The sequence below is a fragment of the Lentzea chajnantorensis genome (assembly GCF_054300775.1).
In genome coordinates this window covers 7,329,146-7,352,902 of the sequence record NZ_JBSDZT010000002.1, presented here as the reverse complement: position 1 = coordinate 7,352,902, position 23,757 = coordinate 7,329,146, and the positions used below count along the sequence as shown (strand labels likewise).

22 protein-coding genes are annotated in these 23,757 nt (G+C 71.4%); 11 read left to right on the top strand and 11 right to left on the bottom strand.

What is annotated here, in order from left to right; all coding sequences use genetic code 11:
• Positions 1 to 72 precede the first annotated feature (72 nt).
• Positions 73 to 1,329 (bottom strand): extracellular catalytic domain type 1 short-chain-length polyhydroxyalkanoate depolymerase, encoded by a 1,257-nt coding sequence (locus tag ACVDFE_RS35210; protein WP_458433505.1) that lies wholly within the window; start codon positions 1,327 to 1,329, stop codon positions 73 to 75.
• 175 nt (positions 1,330 to 1,504) lie between these two features.
• A complete protein-coding gene (locus ACVDFE_RS35205; protein WP_458433504.1) occupies positions 1,505 to 1,912 on the bottom strand; it encodes a hypothetical protein in 408 nt (135 codons plus the stop codon).
• Between the two features lie 59 nt (positions 1,913 to 1,971).
• Between ACVDFE_RS35205 and ACVDFE_RS35200 the strand changes: the two genes are divergently transcribed.
• Together ACVDFE_RS35200 and ACVDFE_RS35195 are read left to right on the top strand one after the other, a co-directional pair.
• A complete protein-coding gene (locus ACVDFE_RS35200) occupies positions 1,972 to 2,172 on the top strand; it encodes a hypothetical protein (protein ID WP_458433503.1) in 201 nt (66 codons plus the stop codon).
• 59 nt (positions 2,173 to 2,231) lie between these two features.
• Positions 2,232 to 3,197 carry an SDR family NAD(P)-dependent oxidoreductase gene (locus ACVDFE_RS35195; protein ID WP_458433502.1) on the top strand — a complete coding sequence of 322 codons (966 nt, stop codon included), beginning with the start codon at positions 2,232 to 2,234 and terminating at the stop codon, positions 3,195 to 3,197.
• Positions 3,198 to 3,417: 220 nt separating this feature from the next.
• Here ACVDFE_RS35195 and ACVDFE_RS35190 read toward each other — a convergent pair whose 3' ends face one another.
• From ACVDFE_RS35190 to ACVDFE_RS35175, 4 genes are read right to left on the bottom strand one after another with little or no spacing between them, the layout of a single operon-like run.
• On the bottom strand, positions 3,418 to 4,764 hold the full coding sequence (locus ACVDFE_RS35190) for a GH1 family beta-glucosidase (RefSeq protein WP_458433501.1): 1,347 nt from the start codon (positions 4,762 to 4,764) through the stop codon (positions 3,418 to 3,420).
• A gap of 22 nt (positions 4,765 to 4,786) precedes the next feature.
• Positions 4,787 to 5,674 (bottom strand): carbohydrate ABC transporter permease, encoded by an 888-nt coding sequence (locus ACVDFE_RS35185; protein WP_360402005.1) that lies wholly within the window; start codon positions 5,672 to 5,674, stop codon positions 4,787 to 4,789.
• Between the two features lie 4 nt (positions 5,675 to 5,678).
• A complete protein-coding gene (locus tag ACVDFE_RS35180) occupies positions 5,679 to 6,599 on the bottom strand; it encodes a carbohydrate ABC transporter permease (protein WP_360402002.1) in 921 nt (306 codons plus the stop codon).
• An 11-nt stretch (positions 6,600 to 6,610) separates the two neighbouring features.
• Positions 6,611 to 7,867 (bottom strand): ABC transporter substrate-binding protein, encoded by a 1,257-nt coding sequence (locus tag ACVDFE_RS35175; protein ID WP_360401999.1) that lies wholly within the window; start codon positions 7,865 to 7,867, stop codon positions 6,611 to 6,613.
• Between the two features lie 234 nt (positions 7,868 to 8,101).
• Between ACVDFE_RS35175 and ACVDFE_RS35170 the strand changes: the two genes are divergently transcribed.
• Positions 8,102 to 9,133 (top strand): LacI family DNA-binding transcriptional regulator, encoded by a 1,032-nt coding sequence (locus ACVDFE_RS35170; RefSeq protein WP_458433500.1) that lies wholly within the window; start codon positions 8,102 to 8,104, stop codon positions 9,131 to 9,133.
• Between the two features lie 42 nt (positions 9,134 to 9,175).
• Here the strand turns inward: ACVDFE_RS35170 and ACVDFE_RS35165 are convergent, their stop codons facing one another.
• The 4 genes from ACVDFE_RS35165 to ACVDFE_RS35150 all read right to left on the bottom strand — a co-directional run bounded on the left by ACVDFE_RS35165 (position 9,176) and on the right by ACVDFE_RS35150 (position 13,667).
• Entirely contained in the window at positions 9,176 to 10,540 is a 1,365-nt protein-coding gene (locus ACVDFE_RS35165) for an alpha-amylase (RefSeq protein ID WP_458433499.1), read from the bottom strand.
• Positions 10,541 to 10,647: 107 nt separating this feature from the next.
• Positions 10,648 to 11,124 carry a MarR family winged helix-turn-helix transcriptional regulator gene (locus ACVDFE_RS35160; protein WP_458433498.1) on the bottom strand — a complete coding sequence of 159 codons (477 nt, stop codon included), beginning with the start codon at positions 11,122 to 11,124 and terminating at the stop codon, positions 10,648 to 10,650.
• 26 nt (positions 11,125 to 11,150) lie between these two features.
• Positions 11,151 to 13,088 (bottom strand): molybdopterin cofactor-binding domain-containing protein, encoded by a 1,938-nt coding sequence (locus ACVDFE_RS35155; RefSeq protein WP_458433497.1) that lies wholly within the window; start codon positions 13,086 to 13,088, stop codon positions 11,151 to 11,153.
• A 105-nt stretch (positions 13,089 to 13,193) separates the two neighbouring features.
• Entirely contained in the window at positions 13,194 to 13,667 is a 474-nt protein-coding gene (locus ACVDFE_RS35150; protein ID WP_360401579.1) for a (2Fe-2S)-binding protein, read from the bottom strand.
• Positions 13,668 to 13,732: 65 nt separating this feature from the next.
• Here ACVDFE_RS35150 and ACVDFE_RS35145 point away from each other — a divergent pair, with 65 nt between their 5' ends.
• From ACVDFE_RS35145 to ACVDFE_RS35130, 4 genes are all read left to right on the top strand, one after another.
• Positions 13,733 to 14,722 (top strand): hypothetical protein, encoded by a 990-nt coding sequence (locus ACVDFE_RS35145; RefSeq protein ID WP_458433496.1) that lies wholly within the window; start codon positions 13,733 to 13,735, stop codon positions 14,720 to 14,722.
• Positions 14,719 to 15,537 (top strand): alpha/beta hydrolase, encoded by an 819-nt coding sequence (locus tag ACVDFE_RS35140; RefSeq protein ID WP_458433495.1) that lies wholly within the window; start codon positions 14,719 to 14,721, stop codon positions 15,535 to 15,537. Before ACVDFE_RS35145 ends, ACVDFE_RS35140 begins: the two co-directional genes overlap by 4 nt.
• Positions 15,538 to 15,675: 138 nt before the next feature.
• The gene (locus ACVDFE_RS35135) at positions 15,676 to 16,974 is read left to right on the top strand and encodes an extracellular catalytic domain type 2 short-chain-length polyhydroxyalkanoate depolymerase (RefSeq protein ID WP_458433494.1); all 1,299 of its coding nucleotides are present in this window, start codon (positions 15,676 to 15,678) and stop codon (positions 16,972 to 16,974) included.
• Between the two features lie 81 nt (positions 16,975 to 17,055).
• Entirely contained in the window at positions 17,056 to 19,254 is a 2,199-nt protein-coding gene (locus ACVDFE_RS35130) for a rhamnogalacturonan lyase family protein (RefSeq protein ID WP_458433493.1), read from the top strand.
• Here ACVDFE_RS35130 and ACVDFE_RS35125 read toward each other — a convergent pair.
• Positions 19,242 to 19,922: a class I SAM-dependent methyltransferase gene (locus ACVDFE_RS35125; RefSeq protein ID WP_458433492.1), complete on the bottom strand. Its 681-nt coding sequence runs from the start codon at positions 19,920 to 19,922 to the stop codon at positions 19,242 to 19,244. The genes ACVDFE_RS35130 and ACVDFE_RS35125 overlap by 13 nt on opposite strands.
• Positions 19,923 to 20,128: 206 nt before the next feature.
• Here ACVDFE_RS35125 and ACVDFE_RS35120 point away from each other — a divergent pair, with 206 nt between their 5' ends.
• The 4 genes from ACVDFE_RS35120 to ACVDFE_RS35105 are packed head-to-tail and all read left to right on the top strand — an operon-like array spanning position 20,129 to position 23,743.
• Complete coding sequence (locus ACVDFE_RS35120; RefSeq protein WP_458433491.1) at positions 20,129 to 20,380, top strand: hypothetical protein; 252 nt, start codon at positions 20,129 to 20,131, stop codon at positions 20,378 to 20,380.
• Positions 20,377 to 21,117: a PP2C family protein-serine/threonine phosphatase gene (locus tag ACVDFE_RS35115; protein ID WP_458433490.1), complete on the top strand. Its 741-nt coding sequence runs from the start codon at positions 20,377 to 20,379 to the stop codon at positions 21,115 to 21,117. Before ACVDFE_RS35120 ends, ACVDFE_RS35115 begins: the two co-directional genes overlap by 4 nt.
• Positions 21,114 to 22,265 (top strand): FHA domain-containing protein, encoded by a 1,152-nt coding sequence (locus ACVDFE_RS35110; protein ID WP_458433489.1) that lies wholly within the window; start codon positions 21,114 to 21,116, stop codon positions 22,263 to 22,265. Before ACVDFE_RS35115 ends, ACVDFE_RS35110 begins: the two co-directional genes overlap by 4 nt.
• Positions 22,262 to 23,743, top strand: coding sequence for a serine/threonine-protein kinase (locus ACVDFE_RS35105; RefSeq protein WP_458433488.1), 1,482 nt, complete (start codon positions 22,262 to 22,264; stop codon positions 23,741 to 23,743). The genes ACVDFE_RS35110 and ACVDFE_RS35105 overlap by 4 nt, the downstream gene beginning before the upstream one ends.
• Positions 23,744 to 23,757: the final 14 nt, after the last annotated feature.

Sequence of the window (23,757 nt, the reverse complement as noted above, 5' to 3'; positions counted from 1 at the left end):
AGTGGAGGGGCCCGGCCCGGCGCGCGGTGCACGCCGGGGCCGCATCCGGGCCTTCCTCCGCCACCGCGCCGCTCAGCCGTTCGAGCAGCTGGAACCGTTGAGGGAGAACGAGGACGCCGCGGCGGCGTCACCGCTGTGGGTGGCCTGGAATCCGATCTCGACGGACCCGTTCGGTGCGATCACGGCGTTGTGGCTCACGTTGCGCGCCGTGACCTGACCGCTCGTCGGTGAGTAGCCGGCGTTCCAGCCGCCGGCGATGTTCTGACCACCGGGCAGCGTGAAGGCGAGCGACCAGCCGTTGACCGCGGTGGTCCCGGTGTTGGTGATGGTGATCCGCTCGGTCAGGCCGTTGTTCCAGGCGGTGACGCTCGCCTTGACGGCACACGGTCCCGGCACCGGCGGGTTCGGGTCGCTGCCACCGGTGATGCCGAAGAACTCCAGCGCGACCGCGGCCATGCCGGCCGACGGCAGGCTGTGTCCCGCGCCCTGGATGCTGTACGCCTCGACCTTGTCCGAGAACCTGCTGCGGTTCCAGCCCGGTCGCGGCGTGTCGGTGGACGTCGGCGTCTGGCTCAGGCCGAACACGTTGGTCCACTGGTCGACCTCCTCCTGTAGCAACGAGTACGGCACGAGGTTGTCGGCGGTTCCGTGCCACAGCTGCATCTTCGGCCGCGGGCCGGTGTAGCCGGGGTAGGCCTGGCGGACGGCGTCACCCCACTGCTGCGGCGTGCGGTTCATGGTGCCGTTGGTGCACTTGCCGCCGGGCGGGTAGTCCGCGGCGTTGGCGAAGCAGTTGAACGGGACGCCCATGAACGCCGCGCCCGCCTTGAAGACGTCCGGGTACACCGCGAGCATGTGGTTGGTCATCATGCCGCCCGACGACGAACCGGTCGCGAACACCCGGTTCGGGTCCCCGCCGTAGCGCTGCTGGACGTAGGTCACCATCGACACGATCGACACCGGGTCGCTGCCGCCGCCGCGCCGCTTCGCCGCGTCCGACCAGGTGTCGAAGCACTTGCCGAACCCGGCTTCCTGCTGCGCGCTCGGGTAGATCACGACGTAGCCGTACCGGTCGGCGAGCGAGGCGAACTCGCTGCCGGAGTAGAAACCGGGACCCGAGCCGCCGCAGCCGTGCATCGCGACGACGATCGCCGGTTTGGCCGGCCGGTTGTCCGGCACGTAGACGTGCATGCGCATCCCGCCGGGGTTGGCGCCGAAACCGGTCACCTCCACCAGTGACGCGGCGGACGCCGGGGACGCGAGCAGGAGCGCGGCTGTGGCGATCAGGGCGCTGACGAGCGCTGTGAACGTGGTGGCACGTGTGGTCATCGTCGACCTCCGGTCAGAGATTCGGGATCTCCCAGGAGGTTCCCGAAGGTATTCAGATCGGTGACGGTCGTCAAGATTGTGACCAACGAATGCGGTACGTCGTTCGACGAACAAGTCCGATGTGGACGGTGTGGTGCTCAAGGGGTCGGACCGCTCCAGGAGTCGTGCCCCCGGATCACGCGTGCCGGCGCGGCACCCACACGACCAGGTTCGCGAACAGCGCCCCGAGGACCACGACCCCGAGCATGCCGCCCACCACCCGGTGCGCCTGGTCGTTGTCGGCCAGCGCGGCGCTGACGACCCGGCCGTCGCGCAGGTCGTAACGGACCGTCACGCGGTCGCCGGGGTTGCGGGCCGGGCCGTTCTCCGACAGCGTCGCGACCTGCCTCGTGCCGTCGGGCAACGGGTACTCGACCTTGACCGAGACGCTCTTGCCCGACTTCAGCCGTTCCTGGACGGTGCCCTCCGAGCCGGCCCACGACCGCTGCTCGGTCGCGGACTGGACGAGCAGCACCAGGCCCAGGACCGCACCGGCCAGCACGAGCCCGGACACCGTCCGGGCCGTGATCGACTTCTTCGCCACGACGCCTCCTTCCTCCACAAGATCGCCGAAGCGGCCCCGGACGTGACAGGCGGTCAGCGGTGCTCGCGGAACGGGTCGAGGCCTACCGCCCCGCGCTGACCGGCGAGCAGGCCGGGGTCGTCATCGACGTGCTCACCCGGACCGTGCTCAGCCACGCCGTGCAGCCCACCGGTAGCCCGGCGGCCACGGTCGACGGCCTGGCCTGGATGGCGTCGCGGGTGCTCGCCGAGTCCGCGCGCAAGCCGTTGCGCCACGGCTGACCGAACCGGACGGGCCCTGCGCACCGAACCACCACGGGACGGCAGCGGAGGAGGAACCGGTGAGCGGACTGCCCGGCGTGCTCGACAGCGCGATGGACCGGCTCGTGGTCCCCGGCTACTCGCGGTGGGGTTACCGGCTGCGCCGCGCCGGCTGGCCCGCGACCGACCCCGAACCCGGTGCGCTGCGCGGCGGGCTCGCCGTCGTGACCGGTGCGGGGACGGGACTGGGCAAGGCCACCGCGCTCGGGCTCGCCCGCCTCGGCGCCGCGGTCGTGCTCGTGGTGCGCGACGAGGTCAAGGGAAGGGCCGCGCGGGACGAGATCATCGCCGCCGTTCCCGGCGCCGTGGTCTTCGTGCGGCTGTGCGACGTGTCGAGCCTGGCCTCGGTGCGCCGGTTCGCGAGCGACCTGCTGGGCGAGTTCGACCGCGTGGACGTGCTGGTGCACAACGCCGGGACCATGCCGGCGAAGCGCACCACCAGCGTCGACGGCCACGAGCTGACGCTCGCCACGCACGTCCTCGGGCCGTTGCTGCTGACCGAGCTGCTCCGCTCGCTGCTGGTGTCCTCACCGGACGCGCGGGTCGTGTTCGTGTCCTCCGGCGGCATGTACACCCAGCGGCTGCGCGCGGGTGACCCCGAGTACCGCGACGGCGAGTACCGCGGCGCCACCGCGTACGCCCGGACCAAGCGGATGCAGGTGGCGCTCGTCCCCGTGCTGGCCGAGCGGTACCGGGCCGACGGCATCGGCGTGCACGGCATGCACCCCGGCTGGGCCGACACACCGGGGGTCGCGAGCTCGCTGCCCGGTTTCCACCGGCTGACCCGGCCGTTGCTGCGCACCGCGGAGGAGGGCGCGGACACCGTCGTGTGGCTGGCCGCGACCAGCCCGGTCCCGCGCACCGGCCGGTTCTGGCACGACCGGCGCGAGCGGACCACGCACTACCTGCCGACCACGGCCGAACGGCGTGCCGACATCGCCGCGTTCTGGGCCTACTGCACGAACGCCGCCGGCCTCGTGCCGTGACGGCTCACCGGACCCCGGCCGGGCCGTTGCTCCCGCCGAGGTCGTCGCGCCGGCGCGGCACCGGACCCCGGCGCGGTCACGACCTGACCGCGCCTCGGGTGCGTCGGCGACAGTTCCAGCACCTGCGCGCGTCGGCCCCCTCGCGTGCGAGCCGGTCCACGACCTCGTCGAAGTACCGCGTGATCGCAGCCCGGAAGCCGGGGTGTGCCGCCGGGCGCTCTCAGCCCCGCGCCCGTGCGACGAAGTCGCGGTACCAGTGGAAGCTGGCGCGCGGGGTCCGCTGCTGGGTCGCGTAGTCGACGTGGACCAGGCCGAACCGGTGCTTGTAGCCGTGCGCCCACTCGAAGTTGTCGAGCAGCGACCAGCAGAAGTAGCCGCGCAGGTCCACGCCGGCGGCCAGTGCCGCGGCGATGTGGCCCTCCAGGAACGCGATCCGGTCGGTGTCCTGGAGGTCCTCGGTGTCCGGGTAGACGCAGCCGTTCTCCGTCACGTAGATCGGCGGCAGCTGCGGGTGCCGGGCGCTGAGGTCGCTCAGCGCGGTCGTGATCCCGACCGGTTCGACCGGCCAGCCCATGCCGGTGCGCGGCACGTCCGGCAGCCGGGTCGTGTCGACGCCGATGTCGTGCGCGGTGCGCTTGGCCGGGTCGGGCTCGCGGTGCGGTGCGTCGGCGACGTGCAGCCGGTAGTAGTAGTTCAGGCCCACGTAGTCCAGCGGCTGCCCGATGACCGCCAGGTCGCCGTCGTGGCGGAACGAGAAGTCCGTGAGCTCGCCGTACATCGACGTCATCTCTTCGGGATAGGTGCCGCCGAAGAGCGGGTCGGTGAACTGGCGGCGCAGCAGCACGTCCTGCCGGGTGGCCGCGGCCACGTCGGCGGGCGAGTCGCTCACCGGCACGGTCGGCGACTGGTTGAGGACGATGCCGAACTCCTGGCCGGGCACGCCGTTGGCGCGCATGGCCTCCACCGCCAGACCGTGCCCCACCAGCAGGTGGTGGGCGGCGGCGAGGGCGCCGTGGCCCTCGCGGGCACCGGGTGCGTGCCGGCCCTCCGCGTAGCCCACGACCGACGAGCAGTACGGCTCGTTCAGCGTGGTCCACTTGCTGACGACGTCCGCGAGCGCGTCGTGCACGATCGCCGAGTAGTCGGCGAACCGCAGGGCCGTGTCGCGGACCCGCCAGCCGCCGCGGTCCTCCAGCGCCTGCGGCAGGTCCCAGTGGTAGAGCGTGACGAACGGCTCGATGCCGTTGTCCCGCAACGTGTCCACGAGCCTGCGGTAGAAGTCGAGGCCGCGCTGCTCGACGAGGCCGCGGCCCTCGGGCAGGATTCGCGACCACGACACCGAGAAGCGGTACGCGTCGACGCCGAGGTCGACGAGCAGGCGGACGTCCTCTGCCCACCGGTGGTAGTGGTCGGCGGCCACGTCACCGGTGTCACCGTTCGCGACGGCACCGGGTACCGCGGCGAAGGTGTCCCAGATGGACGGACCGCGGCCGTCGAGGGCCGCCGCTCCCTCGATCTGGTAGGCCGAGGTCGCCACGCCCCAGCGGAAGCCGGCCGGAAAGTTCACTGCTTGTCTCCTCTGCGAGGGGTCAGCCCTTGACGGCGCCCGACATGATGCCGCCGACGATCTGGCGGCCGAACAACAGGAACACGGCCAGCACGGGGACCGTGCCGATCGTGGCGGCGGTCAGCACGAGCGTGTAGTCCGTGGTGTAGCCACTGGCCAAGGTGGACAGCGCGGTCTGCACCGTCGGGTTCTCCGGCACCAGCACCACCAGCGGCCAGAAGAAGTCGTTCCACGCCTGCATGAACGTGAACAGCCCCAGCACCGCCGCCGCCGGGCGGGCCGCGGGCAGCGCGACGTGCCAGAACAGCCGCAGCGAGTGGCAGCCGTCCATCCGGCCGGCCTCCAGCAGCTCGTTCGGGATCGCGCGCTCGAAGTACTGGCGCATGAAGAACACGCCGAACGCGGTCACCAGGCCCGGCACGATCACCGCGTGGATCTCGCCCGCCCAGCCGAACTCGGCCATCATCATGTACAGCGGGATGATGCCGAGCTCGGTCGGGATCGCCTGGGTGGCGATGATGAGCAGCAGCAGCACGTTGCGGCCGCGGAACTTCAGCTTGGCGAACGCGAACCCGGCCAGCGTGGAGAACAGCACCACCGACACCGTGACCGTGCCGGCGACGATGATCGAGTTCATCAGCGCCAGCGCGAAGTCGGTGGTGTCGAAGACGCGGGCGATGTTCTCGAAGAGGTGGCCGCCGGGCACCAGGACCGGGGGCACGCTGTCGATCGCGTCCGGTGTCTGCGAGGACACCACGAACGACCAGTACACGGGGAAGGCCGATCCGGCGAGCACGGCGATCAGCGCGGCGTAGGTCCAGGGACCGGCCACGCGCCGGGCCAGCCGGCGGGCCCGCGCCGACGGCCCGGTGGGGCGCGCCGGTGCGGGACGCTCCAGCACAGCGGTCATGGGGTCACTCCGTCCGGATCCGCTTGGTCACCAGGTAACCGATCCCGGCGACGATGATCGTGGCGATGGCCAGCACGACCGCGATCGCCGAGCTGTAGCCGAAGTCGTAGTTCGTGAAACCCTGCTCGTACAGGTACAGCGCCGCGGTCTGGAACTGCCGGTCGGACCCGCCGGTCGCGGCCGCCGCACCGGGGTTGAACAGCAGCGGCTCGGCGAGCAGGCGCATGTTGCCGGTGGTCGCGATGATCGTCGAGAAGATGATCTGCGGCCGCAGCAGCGGCACCGTGATCCGCCAGAACTGCTGCCGGCCGCTCGCGCCGTCCAGCGTGGCCGCCTCGTACAGCGACGACGGGATCGCCTGCATCGACGCCAGGAAGATCAGCGCGTGGTAGCCGGTCCACCGCCACACCACCATCACCGCGATGGCGATGTGCGAGGTGGCGGTGCCCGCCTGCCAGTCGACCTGACCGGCGCCCAGCAGCCCCAGCACCCAGTTGACCAGGCCGAAGTCCCGGCCGAACAGCTGCGCGAAGATGATCGTCACCGCCGCCACCGAGGTGATGTTCGGCAGGATCACGCCCATCCGGAACAGCGTGCGGGTGCGGACCTTGCGGTTGAGCAGCTGGGCGATGAACAACGCGAACAGGATCTGCGGCACGGTCGTGAGCAGCCACAGGCTGAGCGTGTTGCCCATGGAGTTCCAGAAGTACGGGTCGGCGAGCAGCTTGCCGTAGTTGTCGAACCAGACGACGTACGCGCCGCCCTCGTCGAGCAGGTTGCGGTGCTGCATCGACACCCAGACGGTGTAGAGCAGGGGGAACAGCCCGAAGACACCGAAGATCAGGAAGTACGGCGCCACGTACCCGTAGGGCGCGAACTTCGTGTCCCACCGGTGCCTTCTGGCCGTCCGGTCCATCGAGGTCATGGGTCAGCCCGTCACTTCTGGACGTCGCCGACGAACTGGCGCCAGGACTCCTCGCCGTTCTGCTTGCCCTGCTCGACGCGTTGCATCGCGTTGCCGATGGCGGTCTGGATGTCACCGGCCTTCGGGCCCTGGTACTGCGGGTTCAGCTTCTTCGCGGCGTCGGTGAAGAGCTTGCCGATCGGCGCGTCGTTGAAGTACGGGTTCTTGAAGTCGACGATCGACGGGTCGTCGTAGAGCTTCGGGATCGACGGCAGCAGCCCGGCGCTCTTGAACACCTTCGCCTGCTGCTCGGGCGCGGTCAGCCACGCGGCCAGCTCGACGGCCTTGTCGACGTTCTTGCCCGACTTCGGCACCGTGAGGTACGAGCCGCCCCAGTTGCCGCCACCGCCGGGAACGGACGTGACGTCCCACTTGCCCGCGGCCTCGGGACCGGCCTGGTCCTTGATCTTGGCCATCTGCCACGCGGGGCAGGTCACGGTCGCGAACTGGCCCTGCTTGAACCCGGTGTTCCAGACGGGGGTGGAGAAGAGCAGCTTCGAGGACAGACCCGAGTTCACGCCGTCGACGACGAGGTCCCAGGCGTCCTTGATTTCTTTGTTCTCACCCACGACGATCTTGTCGGACTTGTCGTAGTAGCCCACCGACGCCTGGCCGACGATCGCGTTGAGCACGGTCGGCCCGCCGTCGAACCACTTCACGCCCTCGGGCGCCTTCTCCTGGAACCTCTTGCCCGCGGCCATGAAGTCCTGCCAGGTCGGCCACAGCGCGGCGACCTGGTCGCGGTCGGCGGGCAGCCCGGCGTTCTGCAGCAGGTCGCGGCGGTAGCAGATCGCGAGGCCGCCGACGTCGGTGCCGTAGCCGATCTGCTTGCCGTCCTTGGACAGCGAGCCCTCCCACTTCCACGGCAGCCAGCGGTCCTTCAGCTGGTCACCGCCCTTGGTGTTGAGGTCGACGAACTTGTCCGGCGTGGCCTTGAACTGGTTGATGTAGCCCGTGTCCACGGCCTCGATGTCCGCGGTGCCGCTGCTGGTGGCGAGGTGCGCGGCGAGGTTCTTGTGGTGGTCGGAGTAGGACGCCGTCCGGTCGGTGATCTCCACGTCCGGGTGCGCTGCCGCGTACTCCTTGAGCAGCTCGGCGTAACCGAAGTTGCCGAACAACCCGATGGACAGCTTGGTCTTGCCACCGCCCGCGGTGCTGCTGCCGCAACCGCTGAGCACCACGGCGGTCGCCAGCACGGCACAGCCGAGGGCGAGTGCTTTGGGGCGCATGTACAGGCCTCCGTCGAATTTTGGGCGCGCTGAAGAGAAAAGTGGTTCCGGTGCGGATGGGCCGACGATTGAGCGGAACTGCCGGCCGAAGAGGTGTGGCGCCTATGACAACGGGGTTACGCGGTGTACGTCAAGTAACGAGATGATAAACAGATCAACTCCCGCACCCGTTTGACTAGGAGAAGTGCTGCTCATACGGTGATGTAACCGCTTACGGTGAAACGGAGGCCGACGATGCCGACCGGGCGTGAGATCGCCCAGCTCTGCGGTGTGTCCGTGGCGACGGTGTCGCGCGTCTTCAACCAGCCGGGAACGGTCAACGAGGACACGCGTGAACGCGTGCTGCGGGTCGCGAAGGAGCTCGGGTACCAGCCCAACGAGTCCGCGCGGGCGTTGTCGACGAAGCAGTCCACGATGATCGGGCTGGTCTGGGACACCGACCACCGCAGGCCCGGCTGGCGGCACCCATACCTGCAGGACCTGCTGATCGGGCTGAAGTCGGCGCTCAGCGCGCACGGCTACCACCTGCTGATGCTCGCGACCAGCGGTGACGCCCGCGAGGTCGGCGCGTCGCTCGCGGACCCGGTGGGCTACGTGAACATGACCCGCCGCCACCACCTCGGCGGGCTGGTCCTGATCGACAGCGGGTCCGACGCCGAGGCGTTCGCCGCCTTCGCGCAGTCGGGTGTCCCGTGCGTGGCGCTGGACGTGGCCGTCGACGGTCCCAGGGCGACCTACGTGACGTCGGACAACGCGGGTGGCGCGCGGATGGCGACCGGCCACCTCGCCGGGCTCGGCCACACCCGGATCGCCACGATCACCGGTCCGCCCGGCAACCAGCCCTCGCGGGACCGGGTCGCGGGCTACCGCACGGCGTTGCAGGACGCCGGTCTGCCGGCGCGCGACGAGTACGTGGTCGCCGGCGACTTCTACCGCACCAGCGGAACCGTTGCGATGCACCGGCTTCTGGCGCTCGACGACCCGCCGACGGCGGTGTTCGCGGCCAGTGACGAGATGGCGGTCGGCGCTCTGCTCGCCGCCCGCGCCGCCGGTCTGCGGGTGCCGCACGACCTGGCGATCGTCGGGTTCGACGACATCGAGGTCGCCGCGCTGGTCGAACCGGCGCTGACGACGGTCGCCCAGGACAAGCCGGGGTTCGGCGTCGCGGCGGCCAAGGCGATCCTCGCGATGATCACCGGCTCCGGCCGGGAGGACCCCGTGGTGCTGCCGACCCGCCTGGTGGTCAGGGAGTCCTGCGGTTCCTGAGGTCGTGCCCGCCGCGGCTCCCGCGGCGGGCACCACCCCGGCCTACCTCGCGCCGACGTGCAGCGCGAGCGCCGTGCCCGCACCGAGGGTGTGGGTGAACCGGCCGTTCGAGTCGACCGTCACGCGCACGCAGCCGGTCTCCTGCACGTTGCAGTAGCTCCCGGCGGGCAGGGCGGTCTGGAACGTCCTGGTGACCGCGAAGGTCTCCCGGTTGATCGCGACGAAGCCCTTGCTGCCCCGCCCGAACGCGATCAGGTCGTACCCGTTGTCCTGCCAGTTGTTCACGTCGGTGCCGGCCACGGTGTTGCGGAACGCCACCATGTTCGCGATCTGCGTCCACGCGTGCTGGCACTTCCAGCCGCCGTTGTAGCAGGCCCAGTCACCGGGCGGGCCCGCGTCCTTGTCGCTGAACTCGTAGCCCGAGTAGACCTGCGGGGCACCGTAGTTCCACGCCAGCATGAACACGTTCGCCAGCGTGTAGGTCGAGTTGTCCTTGTAGGTCAACGTGGACCCGTTGCGCTCGGTGTCCCAGTTGTCCACGAACGGCCGGGCCTGGCCGCTGGGCAGGAAGCCCCACGACTGGCCGAACGTGCGCAGGTAGGCCAGATTTTCGTTGGTGAAGATCCGCTTCAGGTCGTAGGCGTAGCGGAACTCGTCCACGTCACCGGACCCGGTGTACTCGCCCGGCTGCACCGCCTCACCGGCGCCGTAGATGACCTCGTGCACCCAGAACACGTTCGGGTTGGTCAGCTTCGACTTGATCGCGGACAGGTCGGCGGCCGCGATGTGCTTGGCCGCGTCGATGCGGAACCCGTCCACGCCCATCGCGATGAGCCGGTTGAGGTACCCGGCGATGGCGCCGCGCACGTAGTCGCTGCCGGTGTTCAGGTCGGACAGTCCGACCAGCTCGCAGTTCTGGACGTTGGAGCGGTCCTGGTAGTTGCTGATCGGCGAGCGGCACGAGTGGAAGTCCCAGTCGCTGTACACGCCGGGGTAGTTGTACTTCGAGTAGCCGGTGCCGCCGGTGCCGGTGCCGGAGCCCGCGCTCATGTGGTTGACCACCGCGTCGGCGATGACCTTGACGCCCGCGCTGTGGCAGGCCGAGATCATGTTCCTGAACGCGTTCTCGTCGCCGAGTCGTCCGGCGATGCGGTAGCTGACCGGCTGGTAGGTGGTCCACCACTGGGGACCCTGGACGTGCTCGGTGGCGGGGGACACCTCCACGTACCCGTAGCCCTTGGGGCCCAGCACGTTCGTGCACTCCGAGGCCACGCGGGCGAACGGCCACTGGAACAGGGTGACGGTGACGTCCCTGTTGCCCGGCGGTGCCGCAAAACTTTGCACCGGTGCGAACAGCGTCACGGCCAGCACGGCCGTGACCAGGACGCGAAGAGCCGAGGAAACCACGTTGTCTCCTAGGTTGCAGGGGTTCCCCATGGTCGTACCAGGCCGACCCGTGCACCGGGAAGCGTTGCAAGAACTTTCTCCGCGAATTCGTCCGCGAAGCGCACGGACTAGTCCTGTGTGGTCGAAGTGGCCGCCGCGATCAGGGCGATCAGCTGGCGGCGGAAGTGCTCGTAGTCGTCGACCGCGCCGAGCAGCGCGTCGGACTCGCGTTCCTCCCGGCGGGCGGCCGCCAGCGCGCGGCGACCGGCGGGGGTGATCTTCACCGACGTGCGCCTGCGGTCGGCCGGGTCCTGGCTGCGCACGACGTGGCCGCCGCGGTCGAGGTGCTCGATCGTGCGGCTCATCGTCTGGTCGGTGACCCGGCACAGCACGGCCAGCTCGCGCTGCGAGCGCGGCCCGTCGGCGAGGTGGTGCAGCGTGATCATCCCGGCGTGGGTGAGGCCGCGGCCGGCGAGGAAGTCGTCGAACCGCTTCTCGACGACGCGGGCCGCGACCGAGAGGAGCCTGCCGGTCGGCCAGGAGGCGACGTCCGCGCCCACCTGGTCCGGGCGGTGCGCCACCGCCAGCTCGTCTCCCTCGGCCACGACCCCATCATCCCAGACCCGCCCGATCACCCCACGTCGGTCCCGAACGGCATGCCGGTGACCGGGCCACCGGCCGCGAGCGCCGCGGAGACGGCCGCGGCCGCCGGCGGGTAGGCCAGCTCGCCCAGACCGCCCAGCGGGGCGTTCGACTGCACGATCGTGACGTCGACGTCGGGTGCCTGCCCGATGCGCGCCCACCGGTAGTCGCCGAACGACGACTCCACGACGCGTCCTTCCCGGACGGTGATCTGCGCACCGAGCACAGTGGACACCGCGTCGACCACGCACCCCTCGACCTGTGCCCGCACACCGGACGGGTGCAGGGCCACGCCGACGTCGACCGCGGCGTGCACGCGCAGCACCCGGCGCGACCCCGGTTCGGCCACGGCGACCACCGCGATCGCCGAGCCGTAGTCCTCGTGGCAGGCGACACCGCGGGCCGTGCCCGGTGCGGGTGGCTTCGCCCAGTGGGACCTCTCGGCGACGGTGTCGAGCAGCCGGTGCAACCGCGACCCCGCCGGCAGCAGCGCCCTGCGCAGGGCGATCTGGTCGAGGCCGGCCCGCGCGCCGAGCTCGCTGAGGAAGTTCTCCTCGGCGTAGAGGAACTGCCCGGCGTAGACCGCGCGCCAGAACCCGGTCCGCAGCGGCGCCGGCCGCACGCCGACCACGACGTCTCCGGGCACGGTGTACGGGAAGTGGTCGCCGCTCGCCTTGATCAACGCCGGGTTCGCGAACATCGGCAGGACGGTCAACGGCCAGGTGACGACCTCGTGCGACCGCCGGGTGGGCAGGCCGTCGGGCCCGACGAGCGCGGTCATCCGGTGCACCGACATCGGCCGGTAGGAGTCGTTGCGCATGTCGTCGGCGCGGGTCCACAGCACCTGCACGGCCGCACCCACCTTCCGCGAGCAGGCCACGGCCTCCAGCACGGGGTCGGGTTCGATGCGCCGCCCGAACGCGCCGCCGGACGCCGTCGCCTCCACCCGCACGGACGTCGCGGGGATCGCGAGCTGGCGGGCCAGCTGCGTGCGGAGGCCGCCGGGGTCCTGCGTCGGTGCCCACACCGTCAGCCCGTCCGGGCGGACGTGCGCGGTGGCGTTCATCGGTTCCATCGGCGCGTGCGCGAGCAACGGCATCCGGTAGACGCGCTGCACGCCGTCGATCGGGCTTTGCGCGGGGAGGGCGGCCTCCAGGTCGGCGAGCCACGCGCGGCTGTCCGCCGCAGGGGTGCCGCCGCGCCACGTGACCCGCAGCGCGTCCCGGCCGCGCAACGCCTGGTGGGTCGACTTCGCCACGACCGCCACACCGCCCTGGCCCTCGGCGGGTGCGGTCAGCGTCAGCACGTCGACCACGCCCGGCAGCGCGCGGGCCGCGGTGTCGTCGACCGCGTCCGGCACCGCGCCGAGCCACGGCGGGCGCAGCACGACCGCGACGAACCCGCCGGCCGGCCGGGCGTCGATGCCGTACCGGGTGCGACCGGTGACGATGTCGCGGGTGTCCACGCGGCCACCGCGGGTCTTGCCCAGCAGCCGCCACTCCTCCGGCGGCGTGAGCTCGACCGGCACCGTGGCGGGGTCGAGTGCGGCGGCGGCGCGGACGAGGGCCCGGTAGGCGAGCCGGCCCCGGCGTGGATGGCGCACGGTGCCGTCCTTCGCCGTGCACTCGGCGACCGGCACCTTCCAGCGCTGCGCCGCGGCCGTGACCAGCAGGCAGCGCGCGGTCGCGGCGGCCGTGCGGATCGGCGTGGCGAGCTGGCGCACCGACGACGAGTTCGCCACGGCCTGCGAGCCGAACCGTTCCGTGTCGCCGTGCGCCTGCTCCAACGTGATGTCGTCGGCGTCGACCGCGAGCTCTTCGGCGACCATCAGCGCGACGACCGTGCGTACGCCTTGGCCCGTGTCCGGCCGTGGCACCGTGGCCGTGATCCGGCCTTTGTCGTCCAGCCGCACGAAGATGGTGGGCACCAGGCCCGTGGCGCCTTCGGAGCTTCTCCTGCGCGAGTGCCGGCACCGGCACCGCCACGACGAGTGCTCCCGCTCCCGCACCGCGCAGGAGGGTCCGCCTGCTGATCACCGGTCCTCCTCGCGGATGAGCCGGCTCGCCCGGCGCACCGCCGCGCGGATGCGCGGGTAGCTGCCGCAGCGGCAGACGTTGTCGCGCAAGGCCTCCTCGATCGCCGCGTCGTCCGGGTCGGGGTTCTTCGCGAGCAGTGCCGCCGCGGCCATCACCTGACCCGGCTGGCAGTAGCCGCACTGGGCGACGTCGAGCTCGCGCCACGCCCGTTGCACGGGGTGGTCGCCGTCGCGCGAAAGCCCTTCGATGGTGGTGATCCGCGTTCTCGTGCTGTCGGCGGTCGTGCGCACGCACGGCCGTGCCGCCTCACCGTCCACATGGGACGTGCAGGCGCCGCACAGACCGACCCCGCACCCGTACTTGACCCCTGTCAACCCCAGTTCGTCGCGCAACACCCACAGCAGGGGAGTGTCACCCTCGACGTCGACCTCGTGCCGTTCACCGTTGACGCGCAACAGATATCGGGCCACCGCGCTGCCTCCCGAGTTGCTCAGTGCGCTGAACATATCACGACGAACCGTGCATAATGCTCAGCATGCTGAACGATGTGCGGCGCTCCTCCCGAGGGGTGCTGGTGTGGGGCGTGGCGGCGAGTGCGCTGCTCACGGGCCTGGTGTGGCTGCTGGGTCAGCGGCTGCACGGGGTCGAGCTGCTGCCCGACCAGGGGGCGTCCTGGTACTACTGGAAGCTGCCCGACCCCACCTCCTGGACCAGGGCGTCCGCCTGGGTGGGCTACGCGGCGCACCAGCTGGTGTCGTGGTGGCTCATCCACTTCGCGCAGACCAGGGTGCGGCGCTACACCGACGGCCTGCACCGGATCAACGTGATCGCGCTGGCCGCGAACGGCGGGTTCATCGCGCTGCACGCGGTGCAGACGCAGCTGTTCTACGACGGCCTGGCGCAGGACGTGTCGATCTTCAGCTCGCAGGGTTCCGTCGTGCTGCTGCTGGTCTGGGTGCTGCTGATGGAGAACCGCCGCCGCGGCCTGGTGCTCACCTGGTCGGCGCCGATCTCCGCGCAGGTGGTGTCGTTCGCCCGCCGCTACCACGGCTACCTGTTCAGCTGGGCCGCGATCTACACCTTCTGGTACCACCCGATGGAGTCGACCAGCGGGCACCTCATCGGCTTCTTCTACATGTTCCTGCTGCTGGTGCAGAGCAGCCTGATGTTCAGCCGCGCTCACACGAACCGGTGGTGGACGCTCACCCTCGAACTGATGGTCGCGATCCACGGCACACTGGTCGCGGTGATGAACTCGGGGCCGGACGGGGTGTGGCCGATGTTCCTGTTCGGGTTCGTGGCGATCTTCGTGCTCACCCAGATGCACGGCGTCGGGTTGAGCGCCCGCACCCGCTGGTGGATCGGCGGGACGTTCGTGGTGGCGGCGCTCGCGGTGTACTCGTGGCGCGGGCTCGACCGGATCGACGAGGTGGTGCGGATTCCGTTGATCGAGTACCTGCTGGTGGGGGTGCTGGCGCTGCTGATCTGGGCCGGCGTCCGCGCGGCCGCGCTGGTCCGGTCGTGACCTGGGCGCGGCGGCTGGCCGGGACCGCCTGCCTGGTGGTGCCGCTGGTGCTCCTGGTCGCGGGCTGGGGTCCGCTGACGGCGGGGCACCCGGCGCAGCCGGTGCTGCTCGGCGCGGTGGCCGTGGTGGGCGGCGGGCTCGCGCTGTGGCGGAAGGTGCCGTCGTGGCTCGTGGTGGTGCTCGCCGTGGTGCTGGTCGCGCCCGCCGTGTACCTGCAGCCGTTCGCGGCCACGCGGGTGGAGGACGACGCCGCGGTGCTGCGGCCGGACGGTGCCGTGCGCGCCGGGCTGGTGTTCCACCCCGGTGCCCGCGTCGACTACCGCGCCTACCTGCCGTTGCTCAAACGCGTTGCGGCACAGGGGTTCCTCGTGGTGGTCGTGCGCGAGCCGCTGAACATGGCGTTGCTGGCCGGTGACACGGCACCGGTGCGCGCCGCCCACCCCGAGGTGCCGGTGTGGGCGGTCGGCGGGCACTCGCTGGGCGGTGTGGCCGCCGGACGGGACGTGCTCGCCGACAGCTCGGTGCGCGGCCTGGTGCTGTGGGCGTCGTACCCGGTCGACGACCTGTCCGGGCGGGCAGGGCTGACGGCGTGGTCGATCTCGGGGGAGCGGGACGGGTTCACCACCCCGCAGGACGTCGCCGACTCGCGGCGGCGGCTGCCGGCGGACACCCGGTTCGAGGTCGTGCCGGGCGCCGTGCACGCGTTCTTCGGCGACTACGGCGACCAGCCCGGCGACGGGACGCCGACGGTGCCGAGGGACCAGGCGCAGGACCGGATCGTCGCGGCCACGGTGGCTGCGCTCGCCGCCATGTGAGCTCCGGCCGGCCGGGGCAATGGTGCGGGTCCACGGCGGACGGCGGCACGAGGTGGTGGCCGCGCACGTGGTGCGCTCGTCCTGCCGGGTCTTCACTGGGGTCGTCATGTCCCTGCCTGCACCGACGGAGGCGAACACATGCGACTCGGGAACGTGTTCCTGGCACTCGCGGCGGCCACCGGCCTGGCCGCCGCGTCCCTGTCGATCTCGCTGGCGGCGGTCCCCGCGCCGCAACCGGGCACCCTCGCCCGCTACGACGTCACCGGCACGTACGTCAGCGGGTTGTCGTCCGGCGGTTTCATGGCCAACCAGCTGCACGTGGCCTACTCCGGGGTGTTCCAGGGCGCGGGCATCTTCTCCGCGGGCCCCTACGACTGCGCCCAGAACAACCTCACCACCGCGCTGAACGCGTGCATGGACACCTACCAGCCGCGCAAGACGCCCGCCGAGCTGGAACAGCTGACCAGGACCCGTGCGTCGGCGGGCACGGTCGACCCGCCCGCGAACCTGTCCGGCGACCCGGTGTGGCTGTTCCACGGCAGCGCCGACCAGACCGTCGCCCGCGCGGTGAACGACGACCTGGCCACCTACTACCGCGATTTCGGTGCGAGGGTGGCGTACGACAACACCTCCGCCGCCGGGCACGCGTGGGTCAGCCCGATCGGACCGAACAGCTGCGGCTCGACGGCCTCGCCGTACGTCAACAACTGCGGCACCGCGGACCCGGTGCGCGAGATGCTCGGACACCTGTTCGGGTCGGTGGCCGCGCCCGCGTCGTCGCTGACCGGCAAGCTCGTGCAGTTCGACCAGGGCCGGTACGCGCCCGGCGGGAACGCGGCGGCGATCAGCCTGGGCCGTGACGGGTTCGCGTACGTGCCGCGGGCGTGTGAAACGGGGCCGTGCAAGCTGATGGTCACCCTGCACGGCTGCTACCAGTACCACGGCCTCGTCGGGAACGCGTTGATGGACAAGGGCTACCTCAACGAGTACGCCGACACCAACCGCATGATCGTGCTGTACCCGCAGGCCACCACGATGACCGGCAACCCGCGGGGGGTGCTGGGACTGGTGGGGCTACCAGTCCGCGTCGTACCCGCTGAAGTCCGGTCCGCAGATGGCCGCCGTCGTGGCGATGGTGAAGGCGCTGACCAGCGGGCAGACGCCGACCACGACCACCACCACGTCACCCGGGTCGGAGTGCGTCACCGCGAGCAACTACGCGCACACCACCGCCGGCCGCGCTTACGCGAACCTGGGACAGACCTACGCGCTGGGCTCCAACCAGGCGCTCGGGCTGTGGAACACGTTCGTCACCAGCAGCGTCCGGCAGAGCGCGCCGAACTACTGGGTGAAGTGCTGACACGTCGCCGTGAAGGGTGGAAAGCGCTTACCGAAAGAAGCCGTTCGCGCGGTGCGTTGGCCCGTTTCCGCCCTTGACCCCTCTCCGGTCCGGTGCTGTCATGAAGCACGGCAGGTTTCTGGGAGCGCTCCCAGAAAACGGACTTCGAGGGAGAAGACGTGCTCAGCAGCGTTGGTGTGCGCGTGGGTGCCGTGGCGGCGGCTCTCGGTGTGGTGGCAGGGGGTGTCGCGGCGGCGGGACTGGCCGTGGCGGCCCCCGGCTGCAAAGTCGACTACGTGGTGCAGAACCGGTGGCAGGGCGGGTTCTCGGCGAACGTGACGATCACGAACCTGGGCGACCCGGTGACCGGGTGGAGCCTGGCGTGGACGTTCCCCGGTTCCGAGCGCTACGGCGAGGGCTGGAACGCGCGGTTCACGGCGTCCGGCGCGAGCGTAACGGCGTCCAATGTGGACTGGAACGGTGCCGTGCCCACCGGTGGCACGGCGTCGTTCGGGTTCAACGGCACGGTGTCCGGCTCGGAGGTGGGCACGCCGGAGTCGTTCTCCTTGAACGGCGTGGTGTGCACGGGCGGCGTGGGGCCGACCACGACCACGACCACGACGACCACCACTCCCGCGCCCGAGCCCGGTGACCCCACCGGCCGCAAGCAGGTCGAGCGGCTGGACCGCGGTGTCGTGAGCGTCCGTTCGGGCAGCGGCAACCTGGTCAGCTGGCGGCTGCTCGCCGGCGACGCGCGCGACACCGGGTTCCACGTGTACCGCGGTGGCACCAGGCTCACCTCGGCACCGGTCACGGCGTCCACGAACTACCTCGACGCCGGTGGCCCGGCGGGCGCGTCCTACACCGTGCGCGCGGTCGCCGGCGGCGTGGAGCAACCCGCGTCCCCGGCGTCGCTGTCGTTCGCCCAGGGCTACCTCGACGTGCCGATCTCCGCGCCGGCCGGCGGGTACAGCGCGAACGACGCCAGCGTGGGCGACGCCGACGGCGACGGCCGGTACGAGATCTTCCTGAAGTGGTACCCGGACAACGCGAAGGACAACTCGCAGGCCGGCGTCACCGGGAACACGTTCATCGACGCCTACCGCCTCGACGGCACCCGGTTGTGGCGCATCGACCTGGGCCGCAACATCCGTTCCGGCGCGCACTACACCCAGTTCCAGGTGTACGACTACGACGGCGACGGCCGTGCCGAGATCGCGATGAAGACCGCGGACGGCACCCGTGACGGCCGCGGCACGGTCATCGGCAACGCCTCCGCCGACTACCGCAACAGCGACGGCTACGTGCTGAGCGGCCCCGAGTTCCTGACGATGTTCAACGGCCTCACCGGTGCCGCGGTGTCCACCGTGAACTACGACCCGCCGCGCGGCACCGTGTCCTCGTGGGGCGACAGCTACGGCAACCGCGTCGACCGCTTCCTCGCGGGCACCGCCTACCTCGACGGTGCCCGCCCGTCACTCATCATGGCCCGCGGCTACTACACCCGTTCGGTGATCGCCGCCTGGGACTTCCGCGGCGGCCAGCTCGTGAAGCGCTGGACGTTCGACTCGAACAGCAACACCGCCTACGCGGGCCAGGGCAACCACTCGCTGACCATCGGCGACGTGGACGCCGACGGCCGCGACGAGATCGTCTACGGCGCGGCGGTCGTGGACGACACCGGCCGCGGCCTCTGGAACACCCGCTTCGGCCACGGCGACGCCGCCCACCTCGGCGACCTCGACCCGTCCCGCCCCGGCCTCGAGTACTACAAGGTCTCCGAGGACGCCAGCAAACCCGCGTCCTGGTTCGCCGACGCCCGCACCGGCCAGGTCCTCTGGCAGACCCCGGCCGCCGGCGACAACGGCCGCGGCGTCTCCGGCGACATCCACCCCGGCAGCCCCGGTGCCGAGTCCTGGTCCAGCGCCGACAGCCAGCTCCGCGACACCAGGGGCCAGGCCATCGGCCGCAAACCGTCCTCGGCGAACTTCCTGCTGTGGTGGGACGGTGACCCCACCCGCGAGCTCCTCGACGGCACGCACGTCGACAAGTACGGCACCTCCGCCGACACCCGCCTGCTCACCGCGGCCGACGTGCACTCCAACAACGGCACCAAGTCCACCCCGTCGCTCTCCGGCGACATCCTCGGTGACTGGCGCGAAGAGGTCATCTGGCCCACGACCGACAACCGCGCGCTCCGCATCTACAGCACGCCGGCGCAAACCGACCGCCGCATCCCGACGCTGATGCACGACCCGATGTACCGCGTCGCCATCGCGTGGCAGAACACGGCTTACAACCAGCCCCCGCACCCGAGCTTCCACATCGGTGCCGGCATGGCCACCCCGCCGTGGCCGGACGTGCACTACGCGGGCTGAAGGGGTTTGAGCACAAGGCATTCCCACGACGTCGCACCCTGAGTGGTGCGCGTGGAGTCCACGACCCGGCGCTCCCGCCGGACCGCACCGAGGATGGCGCGGGACCGGCGGGAGCCCAGGAACATGGACACGATCACCACGCCGTCGGGCGTGAGCGCCCGCTCGTACCGTTCGAGCGCCACCAGCGGATCGGTGAGGTAGTACAGGCTCTCGTTGAACACGATCACGTCGAACTTCCCGTCCGGCGTGTGCGTGTCCGCGTCGGCGGCCCGGAACTCCGTGCGCTCGTCCACCCGCTGCGCCAGCCTCCGCACGGCCACCTCGGAGATGTCGAGCCCGACGTACCGCTCGTACCCGTGCGGCAGCCACCGGCTGTGCAGCACACCTTCACCGCACCCGACGTCGAGCACACTGCCACCCGGCGCGAAGAACGTCCCATACCCGACGATCACCGCGTAGTGCGCCTGCTCGCCCAGTCCCGCCAGGTGGTCCCACTCGCCCCTGGCGTACTGCGCGTCCCACGCGGCTCGCTCCCGGGGCGTGTCCCCCTTGGCCTCCCGCGCCTCGAAGTCGCGGACGAACCGCTCGACGCGGTCGTGGCCGGGGAACCGCCGCCCGTAACTGGCGGTGTAGTAGCCCGTGCGCAGCAGCCGACCAACACGACTCATCGGGCAAAGCTAGCAAACCGGACACAGCACCGGGAGTGCTGGTTTTCGCGTCCGCGACCTGATCGGTCGAGTTCCATCGCTTCTCGCGGCCGGAACGTTTCGCCTTCCGCTGACCACTTTTTGTCCCCAAATTTCAGCTAACGCCGAGCGTGCGCCGAACGACGAGAGGTCCGAACGGGTGAGCGGAGGAAATGCGGGTGTGCGCGGTGATCGGGTCCGATCCGGACCGGCTCGACCGGTTGGCGTCGACGCTGCTCGCGTGCGCCGACCGGGTGGACGGCGTCCGCTCCGAGCTCGCGGTCGTGCTCCTCGGTTCGCCCTGGCGCGGCCACGACGCCGCGGGGGCCTGGTACCCCTCGGACTCCGGGGACGACCCCGGCAGGAGTACCCCGGTCAGTCCCGGCGAGGCGTGCGCCCGCGTCGGCGAGCTGTTCCCGGACGTGGTGGGAGCACGGTGATCCGGACGGGGCTGACCACGCACCCCGGCGTGGTGCGGACGGTCAACGAGGACGACGCCGTCGCGGGCAGGCAGGTGTTCGCCGTGGCCGACGGGGTCGGCGGGCACGCGGCCGGCGAGGTCGCGAGCGGGCTCGTGGTCGCGCGGCTGCGGGAGCTCGACGGGCTGGAGCTGCCGGGGGTGGAGGACGTGCGGGCGACGCTGGCCGCCGCCGGCCGGTCGCTGGTGGAGGCCGAGCACGGCGGGATGACGACGGTCGCGGGGCTCGCGCTGGTCGCGTTCTCCGGGCGGCCGCACTGGGTCGTGTTCAACGTCGGCGACTCGCGGGTCTACCGCCTCGACGGCGCGGGGCTGACGCAGCTCACCGTCGACCACTCGGAGGCGCAGGAGCTCGTGGCGGCCGGGGTGCTGACCGCGGACGAGGTCAGGACCTACCCCCGCTGGCACGTCGTCACCAGGGTGCTCGGCAGCACCGGCGCCGGCGACCCGGACCTGTGGGTGTTCCCGCCGCAGGCCGGTGAGCGGTTCCTGATCTGCACGGACGGGCTGACCGGTGAGCTCGCGGACGACGAGCTGGACGAGGTGCTGCGGCTGCACGCCGACGCGGCCGGTGCCGCGGCGGACCTCGTCGACCGCGCCGTCGCCGCCGGGGCCCGCGACAACGTCACCGCGCTGGTGGTCGACTACACCGAGGCGGTCGCGTCCAGCTGCGACACGGCACCGCGGGGTCCGCGATGACCGCTGTCGAGTACGTGCCGGGCACGTGGACCGCCGTGGCGGGGGAGCGGACGTGGCTCCTGCTGTCCGTGGCACCCGGCTCCGACCTGGTCCGCCGCTGCTGGGAGCTGGTGCGCGCGGACGAGCCGCTGGACGAGGTGCTCGCCGCGATCGTGCACGAGGGGTTCCGCGCGGTGAGCGGGTTCGCGCTCGTCCGCGTGACCGCGACCGAACAGCGCGCCGTGGTGCGCGGCGAGGTCCAGCTGCAGGCCGTCACCGGGTCCGGTGCCGTCGAGGAGATCACCGCGACCGGTGTCGCGACGTGGGTGGACCGCGGCCTGGACGACGTGGCCCTGCTGCGGGTCACCGCCGGTCCGGGAGGCACCGCGCTGCCGTTGCGCGGGGGCGTGGTCCTCGCGGGTGAGCTCGTCGTGACGCTGTCCGACGCCGCCGCAGCTCTGCCGCCGCAACCGGCCCCGCCGACCGAGGCCGTCGAGCACACCGTTGTGCGCCAGGAAGAACCGGTCGACCTGCCCGTCGTCCGCGACCACGTCGCACCACCGCCGGTGCCCGCGCTCGCCCGGACCGGTGGCGTGATCCAGTCGTTCGACTGGGCGCCCCGGGTCGCCGCGGCGCCACCCGCCGAGCCGGTGACGCACACGGTGCTGCGCACGAACGCCACGTCCCCCGGCGACACCCGGATGCTGCACGCGGGGAACCACCGGGTGCGGGCGCGGCGGTGCCCGTCGGGACACCTCAGCTCGGACTACGCGGTGCACTGCCGGGTGTGCGAGGTCCTGCTGCCCGACCAGGTCGCCATCGTGCTGGACAGGCCCGTGCTGGGCCTGCTGCGGATGTCCACCGGCGACACGATCGCGCTCGACCGGGACGTGGTGGTGGGCCGCGACCCCGGTGGTGACCGCAGGCACGCGAACCTCGTGCAGGTCGGCAGCGAGACCGACGCGGAGATCTCGCGGACCCACGTCGAGGTGCGGCTGGAGGGCTGGGACGTGCTGGTGCGCGACCTCGGTTCCACCAACGGCACCACGATCTCCCGCCCCGGCTGCCCGCCGGAGCAGCTGGCCCCGCACATCGAGCAGTTCCTCACCCCCGGGACCAGGGTGTCGCTGAGCGAGCAGGTCTTCTTCACGTTCGAGGTGGGCGGATGACGCTGGGACCACCGGCGATCCCGGACTTCGAGTACCGCGGTGACATCGGTGCGGGCGGCTTCGCGACGGTGCACCGCTACTACGACGGCAAGCTCAAGGACGACGTCGCGGTCAAGGTGCCGCAGACGGCCGGCCTGTCCGACGAGGTGCGCGAGCGGTTCCTCGCCGAGGGCGAGTCGATGGCGAAGCTGCGCAAGCACCGCAACGTCGTCACGGTGTACGGCACCGGCACCGCGGTGGACGGGCGCCCGTACCTGGTGATGGAGTACTGCCCCGGCGGCGACCTGGCGAAGATGGCGAGCCGGATGCCGTTGTCGGTCAAGCAGGTCCTCGACATCGGGGTGCAGATCGCGGGCGCGCTGGAGACGGCGCACGGGCGCGGGATGCTGCACCGCGACATCAAGCCGGCCAACGTGCTCATGAACGAGTCCGGCGACGCGTGCCTGACCGACTTCGGCATCGCGGGCCGGCTCGCGGACCGCGGCCGGGAGACGCAGGTGGCGCTGTCGCCGCCGTGGTCGGCGCCCGAGCTGTTCGGCGTGGACGCCGTGGCGAGGTACGGCGTGCGCACCGAGGTGTTCTCGTTCGCCGCGACGCTGTGGCACCTCCTCGTGGGACGGTCGCCGTTCATGCCGCTCGGCACCGACCACTCGGTCGAGGCGGTCCAGCACCGGATCGTGAGCGGGTGGCGGCCGGACCAGCTGGCCGCACCCGACGAGCTCCGGCGGTTGTTGTTGCGCGCCATGGACCAGGACCCGGCGGCACGGCCGGGTTCCCTGCTCGACTTCGCCGCCGAGCTGCAGCGGATCCAGGTGATGTACCGGTTCGGCCGGACCGAACTGGTGCTGATGCCCGGCACCGTGCCGGAGCGGCACCCGGTGCGCACGGCCGGCGTCCCGTCGTTCGCGCCGCCTGCTCCGCGCACCGCGCCGCCGACCCGGCAACGGGTGCCGCCGACGGCGCCCCGCGCCCCGCACACCCTGGCGCGGCAGGGAAACCCGCAGCCGGCGACGATCGTCCGCGAGCCCGCCTCCGCACCGCGGCTGACACCGGCGGAGCACGTGGAACGGGTGCGCTGGCCGCTGTACGCCGCCGGTGCCGCCGCGGCGGTCGCGATCATCGGTGTGGGCGTGTTCCTGTTGTCCGGCGGGGAGGAACCCGCGACCGGACCGGCGCCGGCCACCGTCGTCGACGACGTCCCCGACCAGAACGCGGGGGCGGGCGGCGCCCCGCCGGGCCGTCCGGTGATCACCGCGACGCGCGTGGACGCGGGAACAGTCCGGTTCGAGTGGAGCTACTCGGCCCAGCAGGCCACGGACACGTTCTCCTGGCGCACGTCCGACGGTGCCCGCACCGGTGTGGAGAAGGCGCCGAAGGTGGTCGTCGAGGGCGCGAACCCCGTGTGCCTCCAGGTGAAAGTAGTGCGCGCGGACGGCAGCAACGCGACCGCCGACTGGTCGCAGGAGAGCTGCGGATAATCCTCCGCCCGCAT